Genomic DNA, 13,364 nt, shown 5'->3' with positions numbered 1-13,364 from the left:
ACGCCCTTGTGAGGTTGCGTCAGTGTGCTTGTTCTACTGCGGCGAAACCCGGCACGTAGGCCTTGATCGCGCCCAGCAGTTCTTCCTTGCTGAAAGGCTTGGTCAAAAACTGATCGACACCGACGATACGCCCCTTGGCCTTGTCGAACAGGCCGTCCTTGGAAGACAGCATGATCACCGGGATCGACTTGAACGCCGGGTTGTTCTTCACCAGGGCGCACGTCTGATAGCCATCCAGGCGCGGCATCATGATGTCGACAAAGATAATGTGCGGGTGATGATCCACAATCCGGGCCAGGGCATCGAAACCATCGATGGCCGTGATGACATCGCAGCCCACGTTCTTCAACAGGGTTTCGGCGGTGCGGCGGATCGTTTTCGAATCGTCGATCACCATCACTCTCAAGGCGTTGGAATGCTGTTCCATATCTGCTCTACCATCGCCACAGCGAATCGGTTTTCGGTGTGTACGGCCTGATACTGCCCAGGATGAGCGTCACAAGCCTTGGAATTCAGGGGCTGCTGCGCCGTGGCAGTCTTTTTAGCACAGTCTCGTGGAGCAATCTATCGAGCGACCCGCCAGGTGGTTTTTCCTTGACCCACAACAGTCGCAGCGCCACTCTGACGCCACTTTTATGCGCCCTAATTTGCTAGAGGAAATCCCCCATGAGCGTTCGCGTCGGCATTGTCATGGACCCTATCGCCAGCATTTCCTATAAAAAGGACAGCTCGCTGGCCATGCTCCTGGCCGCCCAGGCCCGCGGCTGGAGCCTGTTCTATATGGAACAGCGCGACCTTTACCAGGGCGACGGCGAGGCGCGTGCGCGGATGCGTCCGCTCGAGGTGTTCGCCAACCCTGAAAAGTGGTTCGAGCTGCAAGACGAAATCGACAGCCCCCTGAGCGACCTGGACGTGATCCTGATGCGCAAGGACCCGCCGTTCGACATGGAATTCGTCTACTCCACCTACCTGCTGGAGCAGGCCGAGCGCGCCGGCGTGCTGATCGTCAACAAGCCGCAGAGCCTGCGCGACTGCAATGAGAAGCTGTTCGCCACGCTGTTCCCGCACTGCACGCCGCCGACCGTGGTCAGCCGCCGCGCCGATGTGCTGCGCGAATTCGCCGCCAAGCACGGCGATGTGATCCTCAAACCGCTGGACGGCATGGGCGGCACCTCGATCTTCCGCCACCGCGCCGGCGACCCGAACCTGTCGGTGATCCTCGAAACCCTGACCGCCCTGGGCACCCAGCAGATCATGGGCCAGGCTTATCTGCCGGCGATCAAGGACGGCGACAAGCGCATCCTGATGATCGACGGCGAACCGGTGGATTATTGCCTGGCGCGCATCCCGGCAGCCGGCGAGACCCGCGGCAACCTGGCGGCCGGCGGTCGTGGCGAAGCCCGGCCTTTGTCGGACAAGGACCGCTGGATTGCTTCCCAGGTCGGCCCGACCCTGCGGGAAAAAGGTTTGCTGTTCGTAGGCCTCGACGTAATTGGTGAACACCTCACCGAAATCAACGTCACCAGCCCGACCTGTATTCGCGAGATCGACAATGCATTTGGCACGAACATCGGCGAAATGCTGATGGCCGCGATTGAGCGCAAGCTACAAGCCAAGTGACATAGAACAGCCGGACACCCGCCAACATTGCGTTATCATGCGCCACCTGTGAAACACGCGATGTTGGTTTTCTTGTCATGACACTCCCGTCCGATCTGCCCTTCGAACCCTCCCCCAGCGGCGTGCGCCCGGCTGATCGGCTCGGATTTACCCTGTTTCTCGCGGCATTGATCCACCTGGCGCTGATCCTCGGCGTGGGTTTCACCATGGTCGAACCCAAGCAAATCACCAAGACCCTGGAAATCACCCTCGCCACGTTCAAGAGCGAAAAGAAGCCCGAGAAGGCCGATTTTCTCGCCCAGGACAATCAGCAGGGCAGCGGCACGCTGGACAAGAAAGCCGTGCCCAAGACCACCGAAGTGGCACCGTTCCAGGACAACAAGGTAAATAAAGTCTCCCCGCCGCCGACGCCCAAGCCCGAAGTCCCCCAGGCCGCGCCCAAGCCTGTGGTGACCACCGTCGCGCCGAAACCGCAAAAAGCCGCGACCCAGCGCGAGAAAACCAAGACCGAACCGCGACCCGAGCCCGTCAAGCCGGCGCCGACCTTCGACAGCTCGCAGCTCTCCGACCAGATCTCCAGCCTCGAAGCCGAACTGGCCAATGAGCAACAGCTGTACGCCAAGCGCCCGCGCATCTACCGCCTGAACGCAGCGTCCACCATGCGCGACAAAGGCGCCTGGTATAAGGACGAGTGGCGCAAGAAGGTCGAACGCATCGGCAACCTCAACTACCCGGACGAGGCCCGCCGCCAGCAGATCTACGGCAATTTGCGCTTGCTGGTGTCGATCAACCGCGACGGCACGTTATATGAAGTGCAGGTGCTCGAATCGTCCGGCCAGCCGCTGCTGGACCAGGCCGCCCAGCGCATCGTGCGCCTGGCCGCGCCCTTTGCGCCGTTCAGCGGCGACCTGAACGACGTGGACCGCCTGGAAATCATCCGCACCTGGCGGTTTGCCAAGGGCGATCGCCTGTCCAGCAACTGATAACCCCAATCAACACCAATCACTGTAGGAGCGAGCTTGCTCGCGAAAAACTTGAGAGCGACGCGGTTCTACCTGGAGCACTTCGTTATCGTTGGCGTTTTTCGCGAGCAAGCTCGCTCCTACAGAAAAGGCGACGGCGCTGTATTCGGATCACTCCCAGCTTGTCAGTTCGCCCCTCCAACGCCACACTAGCGGACATGAAAAATGTCAGCCCGACCTACCTCAAGCACCAATTCCTGATCGCCATGCCCCATATGGCCGACCCGAACTTTGCGCAGACCTTGACCTACATTGTCGAGCACACGGCCAATGGTGCCATGGGGTTGGTGGTGAACCGCCCGCAGGAGCTGAACCTGGCCGATATCCTCGAGCAACTGCGCCCGGAGATCGACCCGCCAGCCCGCTGCCAGGGCGTGCCGATCTATATCGGCGGGCCGGTGCAGACCGATCGCGGCTTTGTGCTGCACCCGACCGGGCCGAAATTCCAGGCCACGGTGGACCTCGACGGCGTGTCGCTGTCCACATCCCAGGACGTGTTGTTCGCCATTGCCGACGGCGTCGGCCCCGAACAGAGCGTGATCACCCTCGGCTACGCTGGCTGGGAAGCCGGGCAACTGGAGGCCGAGCTGGCCAGTAACGCCTGGCTGACCTGCCCCTACGATGCCAACATTCTGTTCAACACTGCCGCCGAGCTGCGCCTGGACGCGGCCGCGGCCAAGCTGCGGGTCAACCTCAGCCTGCTGACCAGCCAGGCGGGGCACGCCTGATGGCCTTGCGTCTGATCCTCGGTTTTGACTACGGCACCAAACAGATCGGCGTCGCTGTCGGCCAGGTCATCACTGGCCAGGCCCGCGAGCTGTGTACCTTGAAAGCCCAGAACGGCATACCGGACTGGAACCAGGTCGAAGCCCTGATCAAGGAGTGGAAGCCCGATGCGGTGGTGGTCGGCCTGCCCTTGAACATGGACGGCACCCCCAGCGACATGTGCCTGCGCGCCGAAAAGTTCGCGCGCCGCCTCAACGGCCGCTACAACCTGCCCTTTTATACCCACGACGAGCGCCTGACGACCTTCGAAGCCAAGGGTGAGCGCCGCGACCGTGGCGGGCAGAAAGGCAGCTACCGCGACAACCCGGTGGACGCCATCGCCGCGGCCTTGCTGTTGCAGGGTTGGCTGGATGAAAACACCGCGTTATTTGAATCCTGACTGACGCGGCTTGCCGCGTCTTTTTACGTTTGAGCCCGGTCCTTGCTGGCAAACCCTGCCGCGCAAGGCCTTGAAGGAGCGACCATGAGCCTGCCAAACCCCGCCGAACTGATCAGCCAGATGGCGATTCGCCTCAAGGCCCACCTGAAACACCGTGGCATCAGCGAGCCGCGCTTCATCGGCATTCGCACCGGCGGCGTGTGGGTGGCCCAGGCGCTGCTGCAAGAGCTGGGCAACGATTCGCCGCTGGGTACGCTGGATGTGTCCTTCTACCGCGACGACTTCAGCCAGAACGGCCTGCACCCGCAAGTGCGCCCGTCGGCCCTGCCGTTCGAGATCGAAGGCCAGCACCTGGTGCTGATCGATGACGTGCTGATGAGCGGCCGCACCGTCCGCGCCGCGCTGAACGAGCTGTTCGACTACGGCCGCCCCGCCAGCGTGACCCTGGTCTGCCTGCTGGACCTGGACGCCGGCGAGTTGCCGATCAGCCCGGATGTGGTCGGCGCGACCCTGTCGCTTTCAGCCCAGCAGCGGGTAAAATTGTCCGGTCCCACGCCGCTCGTACTCGAACTGCAAGACCTTGCCCTTTAACCCGCCTTGTAAAGAGTCCCCGCGATGACGCCTCTAGATGCCAAGCGCCCGCTGCAGCTCAATGCTCAGGGCCAGTTGCAACACTTCTTGTCCCTCGACGGTTTGCCCCGCGAACTGCTCACCGAAATCCTCGACACCGCCGACTCGTTCCTCGAAGTCGGTGGCCGCGCGGTGAAGAAGGTCCCGCTGCTGCGCGGCAAGACCATCTGCAATGTGTTCTTCGAGAACTCCACGCGCACCCGCACCACCTTCGAACTGGCGGCCCAGCGCCTGTCGGCCGACGTGATCACACTGAACGTGTCGACCTCGTCGGCGAGCAAGGGCGAGACCCTGCTCGACACCCTGCGCAACCTCGAAGCGATGGCCGCCGACATGTTCGTGGTGCGCCACGGCGACTCCGGCGCCGCGCACTTCATCGCCGAGCACGTCTGCCCGCAGGTGGCGATCATTAACGGCGGCGACGGCCGTCACGCCCACCCGACCCAGGGCATGCTCGACATGCTCACCATCCGTCGGCACAAAGGCAGCTTTGAAAACCTTTCGGTGGCCATCGTCGGCGACATCCTGCACTCGCGGGTAGCGCGCTCGAACATGCTGGCCCTGAAAACCCTGGGTTGCCCGGATATCCGCGTGATCGCGCCGAAAACCCTGCTGCCGATCGGCATCGAGCAATACGGCGTGAAGGTCTACACCGACATGACCGAAGGCCTCAAGGATGTGGACGTGGTGATCATGCTGCGCCTGCAACGCGAACGCATGTCCGGTGGCCTGTTGCCGAGCGAAGGCGAGTTCTACCGCCTGTTCGGCCTGACCACCACGCGCCTGGCCGGAGCCAAGCCGGATGCCATCGTGATGCACCCGGGGCCGATCAACCGCGGGGTGGAGATCGAATCGGCGGTGGCCGACGGCAACCAGTCGGTGATTCTCAACCAGGTGACCTACGGCATCGCCATACGCATGGCGGTGCTGTCCATGGCCATGAGCGGGCAAACCGCGCAACGTCAATTCGAGCAGGAGAAGGCCCAGTGAAGCTCAGCATTCTCGGCGCCCGCGTCATTGATCCGGCCAGTGGCCTGGATCAAGTCACTGATCTTCATCTGGAAGCCGGCAAGATCATCGCCATCGGCGCTGCGCCCGCTGGCTTCAGCGCCAGTGAAACCCTCGACGCCAAGGGCCTGGTGGCCGCGCCTGGCCTGGTCGACCTGAACGTCGCCCTGCGCGAGCCGGGTTACAGCCGCAAAGGCAACATCACCAGCGAAACCCGCGCCGCCGCCGCCGGTGGCGTCACCAGCCTGTGCTGCCCGCCGCACACCAAACCGGTGCTGGACACCTCGGCCGTGGCCGAGCTGATCCTCGACCGCGCCCGCGAAGCCGGCAATTGCAAAGTGTTCCCCATCGGCGCCCTGAGCAAAGGCCTGGAAGGCGAGCAACTGGCCGAACTGATCGCGCTGCGCGATGCCGGTTGCGTGGCCTTCGGCAACGGCCTGGAGAGTTTCCGCAGCACCCGCACGCTGTGCCGTGCCCTGGAATACGCGGCCACCTTCGACCTGACGGTGATCTTCCACTCCCAGGACCGCGACCTGGCCGAAGGCGGCCTGGCCCATGAAGGCGCCGTGGCCAGCTTCCTCGGCCTGCCGGGCATCCCGGAGACCGCGGAAACCGTGGCCCTGGCCCGCGATCTGCTGCTGGTGGAACAAAGCGGCGTGCGCGCGCACTTCAGCCAACTGACCAGCGCCCGCGGCGTCGCCCTGATCGCCCAGGCCCAGGCCCGCGGCTTGCCGGTGACGGCGGACGTGGCGCTGTATCAGTTGATCCTGACGGACGAGGCGCTGATCGACTTCTCCAGCCTGTATCACGTACAACCGCCGCTGCGCACCCGTGCCGACCGCGAGGGTTTGCGTGCGGCGGTGAAGTCCGGTGTGGTGTCGGCGATTTCCAGCCATCACCAGCCCCACGAGCGCGATGCCAAGCTGGCACCGTTCGGCGCGACCGAGCCGGGTATCAGCAGCGTCGAGCTGTTGCTGCCGTTGGCGATGACGCTGGTGGCGGATGGCTTGCTCGACCTGCCGACGCTGCTGGCGCGCCTGAGTGCAGGCCCTGCCGAAGCCTTGCGCCTGCCAGCGGGCAAGTTGGCGGTGGGGGCGGCGGCAGACCTGGTGCTGTTCGATCCAGCCAGCTCGACGATTGCCGGCGAGCACTGGCTGTCCAAGGGCGAAAACTGCCCGTTCATCGGCCATAGCCTGCCGGCGAGCGTGCGCTACACCCTGGTGGACGGACGCATCAGCTACCAGGCCTAAAGCGGGCTCGGTAAAAAATGTGGGAGGGGGCTTGCCCCCGATAGCAGTGGGTCAGCTACAGATAAGCTGACTGGTCCACCGCCATCGGGGGCAAGCCCCCTCCCACATTGGGTTCTCTATAGAGCTTGAGAGATCAGCGCCCGCCTCTTAACTCGGCGTTACGGATCGATATCTGCGTATTCAACGTCCAGAAGTCATACAACACCCCCACCAGGAACAGGCCGCCGGTCAGCAGGTACAGCAGGCCGGTGATCCATTTGCCCTGATACATCCGGTGTACACCGAACACGCCGAGAAACGCCAACAGAATCCAGGCCACGTTGTATTCGATCGGGCCGGCGGTAAAACGCAGGTCGGCTTCACGGTCCATCGCCGGAATCAGGAACAAGTCGATCAGCCAGCCGATCCCCAGCAAGCCCAACGTGAAAAACCAGATCGTCCCGGTGACGGGTTTGCCGTAATAGAAGCGATGCGCCCCGGTAAAACCAAAAATCCAGAGCAGGTAACCGATCACCTTGCTGTGGGTGTCTTGCTGCGAAACATCCTGTCGATAGGTGTTCATGGCGTACCTCTTTTGCTGCGATAGATAAATTTTTTCACTTTCTTTGTGACTTTTTTACATGCGCCCGACGTATGGCCGATGGTATCTTCGCTCCCCTGAAAGCCTGATGCCACCTGACTTGTGTAGGACAATTGCGGCGATTCGTCGCGTATTTCCTGAGTTTGACCCCAAGGTTCAGTCGACAAACGGCCTGAGAACGACACAAAAAGCTGTTATAAAGTTGCGCGCAAACCCATAAGAGCCACGCCTAATGCGACCATTTTTCAAGACATGGCTAACCATTTGCCTATTAATGCCACTGGCCGCCCACGCCACCAATCGTGAGCAACGACTTCCTAACGTCAACGGCTTCACCCCTAAAGTCCACAGCACACCCAGCACGGCCAAATCCGTAAAGCCCACCGTCAGCCGCCCGACTAAACTGAGCAAGGCCCACGGTAAGGCAACACCCGGCCTGATGGCGGGTAACACCAAGCAAAGCAGCACCGTCCTCAGCCGCGCCGTGAATGTGCTCGGTACACCTTATCGTTGGGGCGGCAGCAGCCCAAGTAAAGGGTTCGACTGCAGCGGCCTGGTAAAATATGCATTCAACGACGTTGCCGCGGTGGATTTGCCACGCACCTCCAACGCCATGGCCGCCGGCCACGGGCAGAAGGTTGACCGCAAGGACTTGAAGCCGGGCGACCTGCTGTTCTTCAAATTGAAGAGCCGCCGGGTTAACCACGTTGCCATCTACCTGGGCAACGACCGCTTTATCCACGCACCGCGTCGCGGCAAGTCGGTCAGCATCGATACCCTGAAGAAGCCGTTCTGGGACAAGAACTACGTGATCGCCAAGCGGGTTCTGCCGAAAGAACAGAACAACCTGCGGATCGTCCAACGCTGATCTGAAGCTGGAATACAGTACCCATGTGGGAGGGGCTTGCCCCTCCCACATTTGATTTCATTGCCCACAAGATCTCATATGTCTGTCGGCACCCTCGCCTTCTCCCGCGCCGCCTCCCGGCTGATCACGCCCTGCGTGACCAAGGCCTTCAAGCGCATATCCAACGCCTGCATCCCCGATGTACCACCGGTTTGAATCGCCGATACGATCTGCGCCACCTTGTCTTCGCGGATCAAATTGCGAATGGCAGGCGTACACAGCATGATTTCATGGGCCGCCACGCGCCCGCCGCCGATCTTCTTGACCAACACCTGGGACACCACTGCCTGCAGCGACTCCGAGAGCATCGAGCGGACCATCGGCTTTTCTCCCGCAGGAAACACGTCCACCAGGCGATCCACGGTCTTGGCCGCCGACGCAGTGTGCAGGGTGCCGAAGACCAGATGCCCGGTCTCAGCCGCCGTCAGCGCCAGGCGGATGGTTTCCAAGTCACGCAGTTCACCCACCAGGATCACATCCGGGTCTTGCCGCAGTGCCGAACGCAAGGCCGCCGAAAAACTGTGGGTGTCGCGATGCACCTGGCGCTGGTTGATCAGGGCCCGGCAGGGCTGGTGGATGAATTCGATGGGGTCTTCCAAGGTGAGGATGTGCTGGCGCCGGTGCTGGTTGAGGTGATCGATCAGCGCCGCCAGGGTGGTCGACTTGCCCGAACCGGTGGGCCCGGTCACCAGCACCAGGCCGCGCGGCAGTTGGGCGATACGCTGGAATACCGTGCCCAACCCGAGGCTTTCCAGGCTCTGGACCTGGGCGGGGATGTTGCGAAACACCGCGCCCATGCCACGCGCCTGCTGGAACACATTCACCCGGAATCGCCCGACACCGGGCAGCTCGAAGGCGAAATCCGTTTCAAGAGATGTTTCGAAATCCTTTTGTTGGTAGCGGTTGAGCAAAGGGCTGAGCAAATCCGCCACGTGCGTGGGTGACAACACTGGCCCATCCAGGGACCAGACCTCGCCATCCATCCGCAGCATCGGTGCGAGGCCGGCCGACAGGTGCAGGTCGGAGGCGCCCCGGCGCACGCTGTGCGTGAGTAATTCAGTGATATCCATAGGGCTTTCCATTTCCAGTAGAATGCCGCGGACTCCATATCCACGGGCGCATCTTGAATGTCGACGATAGCAGACAACATTGGCCAGGTTCGCCAGCGCATCCGCGCCGCAGCCGACGCCGTGCAACGTGACGCAAACAGCATCCACCTGCTGGCCGTGAGCAAGACCAAGCCCGCGCAAGCCGTGCGCGAAGCCTATGCCGCCGGGATGTGCGATTTCGGCGAAAACTACCTGCAGGAAGCCTTGGGCAAACAGGCCGAATTAACCGACCTGCCCTTGAGTTGGCACTTCATCGGCCCCATTCAATCGAACAAGACTCGCGCGATCGCCGAGAACTTCGCTTGGGTGCATTCCGTGGACCGCCTGAAAATCGCACAACGCCTGTCCGAACAACGCCCGGCCGACCTGGCCCCGTTGAACATCTGCATCCAGGTCAACGTCAGTGGCGAAGCCAGCAAGTCCGGCTGCACGCCCGCCGACCTGCCGGCGCTGGCCAACGCGATCAGCGCCCTGCCGCGCTTGAAGTTGCGCGGTTTGATGGCGATCCCTGAACCGACCGAAGACCGCGCCGCACAGGATGCAGCGTTCGCCGCCGTCCGCGACCTGCAGGCCAGTTTGAACCTGCCGCTCGACACACTTTCCATGGGCATGAGCCACGACCTCGAGTCGGCCATCGCCCAAGGCGCCACCTGGGTGCGGATCGGTACCGCCCTGTTTGGCGCCCGCGACTACGGTCAGCCGTGAAATGGCCGACTTCCCTCTGAATAAGGACCTGTCATGAGCAACACGCGTATTGCCTTTATCGGCGCCGGCAACATGGCGGCCAGCCTGATCGGCGGCCTGCGGGCCAAGGGCCTGCAAGCCCAACAGATCCGCGCCAGCGATCCGGGCGCCGAAACCCGCGCCCGCGTCAGCGCCGAACACGGTATCGACACCTTCGCCGACAACGCCGAGGCCATCCAGGGCGTCGACGTGATCGTGCTGGCGGTCAAGCCGCAAGCCATGAAAGCCGTGTGCGAAAGCCTGCGCCCGAGCCTGCAGCCGCACCAGTTGGTGGTGTCCATCGCCGCCGGCATCACCTGCGCCAGCATGAACCGCTGGCTCGGCGCCCAGCCCATCGTGCGCTGCATGCCCAACACCCCGGCGCTGCTGCGCAAAGGCGTGAGCGGTTTGTATGCCACCGCCCAGGTGAGCGCCGAACAGCGCGACCAGGCCCAGGAACTGCTGTCCGCCGTGGGCATCGCCCTGTGGCTGGAACAGGAAGAGCAACTGGACGCGGTGACCGCCGTCTCCGGCAGCGGCCCGGCCTACTTCTTCCTGCTGATCGAAGCCATGACCGCCGCCGGCGTGAAACTGGGCCTGAGCCGGGACATCGCCGAGCAACTGGCCGCGCAAACCGCCCTGGGCGCCGCGCAGATGGCCGTGACCAGCGACGTGGATGCCGCCGAACTGCGCCGCCGCGTGACCTCCCCCGGCGGCACCACGCAAGCCGCCATTGAATCGTTCCAGGCCGGGGGCTTCGAAGCCCTGGTGGAAAAAGCACTGGGTGCCGCGGCACATCGTTCGGCCGAGATGGCCGAGCAACTGGGCAAATAGTCGCCCCCAACCTGCAACTGGACTAGATAGGAATCGAACATGCTCGGAATCAATGACGCTGCCATTTTCATCATCCAGACCCTGGGCAGCCTGTACCTGCTGATCGTGCTGATGCGCTTTATCCTGCAACTGGTGCGGGCGAACTTCTACAACCCGCTGTGCCAGTTCGTGGTGAAGGCCACCCAGCCGCTGCTCAAGCCCCTGCGCCGGGTGATCCCGAGCCTGTTCGGGCTGGACATGTCCTCGCTGGTGCTGGCGCTGCTGCTGCAGATCCTGCTGTTCGCGGTGATCCTGATGCTCAACGGCTACCAGGCCTTGACCCTCCTGCTGCTGCCATGGGCGCTGATCGGGGTTTTCTCGCTGTTTTTGAAGATCCTCTTCTGGTCGATGATCATCAGCGTGATCCTCTCGTGGGTCGCACCCGGCAGCCGCAGCCCTGGAGCCGAGCTGGTCGCGCAGATCACCGAACCGGTGCTGGCGCCGTTCCGCCGGTTGATCCCCAACCTGGGCGGTCTGGACATCTCGCCGATCTTCGCGTTTATCGCGATCCAGCTCCTGCAAAGCTGGGTGATCCCGCGCCTGGCGTTCTATGCGTTCATGCCCAAAGAGCTGTTCGGGTTGATCTGATTCAGCCGCGCTTGCGTGTCAGGGCCGGATAACCTCCGGCCTTTGCTTGCCGCTAGGGGCAGCGGTCTTTAGACTTACGCCTCATTTAAACGAGAGCAGGGTCGATGCCAGCTGCCTTCCCCCCCGATTCTGTTGGACTGGTCGTGCCCCAAATGGCGCACTTCAGCGAACCGCTGGCCCTGGCCTGCGGACGTTCGCTGCCCGCCTACGACCTGATCTATGAAACCTACGGCCAGTTGAACGCCACGGCGAGCAACGCCGTGCTGATCTGCCACGCCTTGTCCGGCCATCATCACGCCGCGGGCTTCCACAGCGTCGACGAGCGCAAGCCCGGCTGGTGGGACAGCTGCATCGGCCCCGGCAAGCCCATCGATACCAACAAGTTCTTTGTGGTCAGCCTGAACAACCTCGGCGGCTGCAACGGCTCGACCGGCCCCAGCAGCCTCAACCCGGAAACCGGCAAGCCCTTCGGCGCCGACTTCCCGGTGCTGACCGTGGAAGACTGGGTCCACAGCCAGGCGCGCCTGGCCGACCGGCTGGGCATCCAGCAATGGGCCGCCGTGATCGGCGGCAGCCTCGGCGGCATGCAGGCCCTGCAATGGACCATCACTTACCCCGATCGCGTGCGCCATTGCCTGGCCATCGCCTCGGCCCCCAAGTTGTCGGCGCAGAACATCGCCTTCAACGAAGTGGCGCGCCAGGCGATCCTGACCGACCCGGACTTCCACGGCGGCTCGTTCCAGGAAGCCGGCGTGATCCCCAAGCGCGGCTTGATGCTGGCGCGGATGGTCGGGCATATCACCTACCTGTCCGACGATTCCATGGGCGAGAAATTCGGCCGCGGCCTCAAGAGCGAGAAACTCAACTACGATTTCCACAGCGTCGAGTTCCAGGTGGAAAGCTACCTGCGTTATCAGGGCGAAGAGTTCTCCGGGCGGTTTGACGCCAACACCTACCTGCTGATGACCAAGGCCCTGGACTACTTCGACCCGGCCGCCAACTTCGACGACGACCTGGCGAAAACCTTAGAGGGCGCGTCGGCCAAGTTCTGCGTGATGTCGTTCACCACCGACTGGCGCTTCTCGCCGGCCCGCTCGCGGGAACTGGTGGATGCCTTGATGGCGGCGAAGAAAGACGTCTGCTACCTGGAAATCGATGCTCCGCAAGGCCACGACGCCTTCCTGATCCCGATTCCTCGTTATCTGCAGGCGTTCAGTAACTACATGAACCGCATAACTCTGTGAGAACGCCATGAGAGCCGACCTGGAAATCATCCAAGACTGGATACCCGCCGGCAGCCGTGTGCTCGACCTTGGCTGCGGCAATGGCGAACTGCTGAGCTGGCTGCGCGACAACAAGCAAGTCACCGGCTATGGCCTGGAAAACGACCCGGACAACATCGCCGAGTGCGTGGCCAAGGGCATCAACGTGATCGAGCAGGACCTGGACAAGGGCCTGGGCAACTTTGCCAGCAACAGCTTCGACGTCGTGGTGATGACCCAGGCCCTGCAGGCGGTGCATTACCCGGACCGCATCCTCGACGAAATGCTGCGCGTCGGCCGCCAGTGCATCATCACCTTCCCCAACTTCGGTCACTGGCGCTGCCGCTGGTACCTGGCCACCAAGGGCCGCATGCCGGTGTCGGATTTCCTGCCGTACACGTGGTACAACACGCCGAACATCCACTTTTGCACCTTCGAAGACTTCGAAGCCCTGTGTGGCGAGCGGGAAGCCAAGGTGATCAACCGCCTTGCCGTCGATCAACAGCACCGCCACGGCTGGGCGAGTAAACTATGGCCCAACCTGTTGGGTGAAATCGGGATTTACCGGGTCAGCAGCCCGGGCCTGACAGACCACAAGATCGCCGTCTAACTATTTTCGAGGAAGAC

At 62.6% G+C, this 13,364-nt stretch carries 16 protein-coding genes; 13 read left to right on the top strand and 3 right to left on the bottom strand.

The window, feature by feature from the left end; genetic code table 11:
• Nucleotides 1-19 precede the first annotated feature (19 nt).
• Nucleotides 20-427 (bottom strand): twitching motility response regulator PilG, encoded by a 408-nt coding sequence (gene pilG, locus INT12_RS09185; protein WP_010564379.1) that lies wholly within the window; start codon nt 425-427, stop codon nt 20-22.
• 239 nt (nt 428-666) lie between these two features.
• On the opposite strand from pilG, the gene gshB reads away from it, so the two are divergent.
• The 7 genes from gshB to INT12_RS09150 all read left to right on the top strand — a co-directional run bounded on the left by gshB (nt 667) and on the right by INT12_RS09150 (nt 6,695).
• Entirely contained in the window at nt 667-1,620 is a 954-nt protein-coding gene (gene gshB / locus INT12_RS09180) for a glutathione synthase (protein WP_017844998.1), read from the top strand.
• A 77-nt stretch (nt 1,621-1,697) separates the two neighbouring features.
• The gene (locus INT12_RS09175; RefSeq protein WP_017844999.1) at nt 1,698-2,603 is read left to right on the top strand and encodes an energy transducer TonB; all 906 of its coding nucleotides are present in this window, start codon (nt 1,698-1,700) and stop codon (nt 2,601-2,603) included.
• Nucleotides 2,604-2,800: 197 nt separating this feature from the next.
• Nucleotides 2,801-3,370, top strand: coding sequence for a YqgE/AlgH family protein (locus INT12_RS09170; protein ID WP_193039526.1), 570 nt, complete (start codon nt 2,801-2,803; stop codon nt 3,368-3,370).
• Entirely contained in the window at nt 3,370-3,807 is a 438-nt protein-coding gene (ruvX, locus tag INT12_RS09165) for a Holliday junction resolvase RuvX (RefSeq protein ID WP_005792259.1), read from the top strand. The genes INT12_RS09170 and ruvX overlap by 1 nt, the downstream gene beginning before the upstream one ends.
• Nucleotides 3,808-3,891: 84 nt before the next feature.
• On the top strand, nt 3,892-4,398 hold the full coding sequence (gene pyrR, locus INT12_RS09160; protein ID WP_017845001.1) for a bifunctional pyr operon transcriptional regulator/uracil phosphoribosyltransferase PyrR: 507 nt from the start codon (nt 3,892-3,894) through the stop codon (nt 4,396-4,398).
• A 24-nt stretch (nt 4,399-4,422) separates the two neighbouring features.
• Nucleotides 4,423-5,427 carry an aspartate carbamoyltransferase catalytic subunit gene (locus tag INT12_RS09155; RefSeq protein ID WP_017845002.1) on the top strand — a complete coding sequence of 335 codons (1,005 nt, stop codon included), beginning with the start codon at nt 4,423-4,425 and terminating at the stop codon, nt 5,425-5,427.
• Nucleotides 5,424-6,695 carry a dihydroorotase gene (locus tag INT12_RS09150; RefSeq protein ID WP_193039527.1) on the top strand — a complete coding sequence of 424 codons (1,272 nt, stop codon included), beginning with the start codon at nt 5,424-5,426 and terminating at the stop codon, nt 6,693-6,695. The genes INT12_RS09155 and INT12_RS09150 overlap by 4 nt, the downstream gene beginning before the upstream one ends.
• 133 nt (nt 6,696-6,828) lie before the next feature.
• Here INT12_RS09150 and INT12_RS09145 read toward each other — a convergent pair whose 3' ends face one another.
• Nucleotides 6,829-7,257, bottom strand: a complete 429-nt coding sequence (locus INT12_RS09145; protein WP_017845004.1) for a TM2 domain-containing protein — start codon at nt 7,255-7,257, stop codon at nt 6,829-6,831.
• Nucleotides 7,258-7,507: 250 nt separating this feature from the next.
• On the opposite strand from INT12_RS09145, the gene INT12_RS09140 reads away from it, so the two are divergent.
• Nucleotides 7,508-8,143 carry a C40 family peptidase gene (locus INT12_RS09140; RefSeq protein ID WP_046487813.1) on the top strand — a complete coding sequence of 212 codons (636 nt, stop codon included), beginning with the start codon at nt 7,508-7,510 and terminating at the stop codon, nt 8,141-8,143.
• Between the two features lie 74 nt (nt 8,144-8,217).
• Here the strand turns inward: INT12_RS09140 and INT12_RS09135 are convergent, their stop codons facing one another.
• The gene (locus tag INT12_RS09135; protein ID WP_193039528.1) at nt 8,218-9,252 is read right to left on the bottom strand and encodes a type IV pilus twitching motility protein PilT; all 1,035 of its coding nucleotides are present in this window, start codon (nt 9,250-9,252) and stop codon (nt 8,218-8,220) included.
• Nucleotides 9,253-9,309: 57 nt separating this feature from the next.
• Between INT12_RS09135 and INT12_RS09130 the strand changes: the two genes are divergently transcribed.
• The 5 genes from INT12_RS09130 to metW all read left to right on the top strand — a co-directional run bounded on the left by INT12_RS09130 (nt 9,310) and on the right by metW (nt 13,347).
• A complete protein-coding gene (locus tag INT12_RS09130) occupies nt 9,310-9,996 on the top strand; it encodes a YggS family pyridoxal phosphate-dependent enzyme (protein ID WP_017845007.1) in 687 nt (228 codons plus the stop codon).
• Nucleotides 9,997-10,029: 33 nt separating this feature from the next.
• Nucleotides 10,030-10,848 (top strand): pyrroline-5-carboxylate reductase, encoded by an 819-nt coding sequence (gene proC / locus INT12_RS09125; protein WP_017845008.1) that lies wholly within the window; start codon nt 10,030-10,032, stop codon nt 10,846-10,848.
• A gap of 39 nt (nt 10,849-10,887) precedes the next feature.
• Complete coding sequence (locus tag INT12_RS09120) at nt 10,888-11,475, top strand: YggT family protein (RefSeq protein WP_017845009.1); 588 nt, start codon at nt 10,888-10,890, stop codon at nt 11,473-11,475.
• A 104-nt stretch (nt 11,476-11,579) separates the two neighbouring features.
• Nucleotides 11,580-12,719 (top strand): homoserine O-succinyltransferase MetX, encoded by a 1,140-nt coding sequence (gene metX / locus INT12_RS09115; RefSeq protein ID WP_026139792.1) that lies wholly within the window; start codon nt 11,580-11,582, stop codon nt 12,717-12,719.
• 7 nt (nt 12,720-12,726) lie between these two features.
• Nucleotides 12,727-13,347, top strand: a complete 621-nt coding sequence (metW, locus tag INT12_RS09110) for a methionine biosynthesis protein MetW (RefSeq protein WP_017845011.1) — start codon at nt 12,727-12,729, stop codon at nt 13,345-13,347.
• The last annotated feature ends 17 nt before the right edge of the window (nt 13,348-13,364 follow it).

Source organism: Pseudomonas sp. K8 (assembly GCF_014889455.1).
Classification (GTDB): domain Bacteria; phylum Pseudomonadota; class Gammaproteobacteria; order Pseudomonadales; family Pseudomonadaceae; genus Aquipseudomonas; species Aquipseudomonas veronii.
The sequence above is the reverse complement of the archived record's forward strand: the minus strand, read 5'-3'. Positions and strand labels throughout refer to the sequence as shown.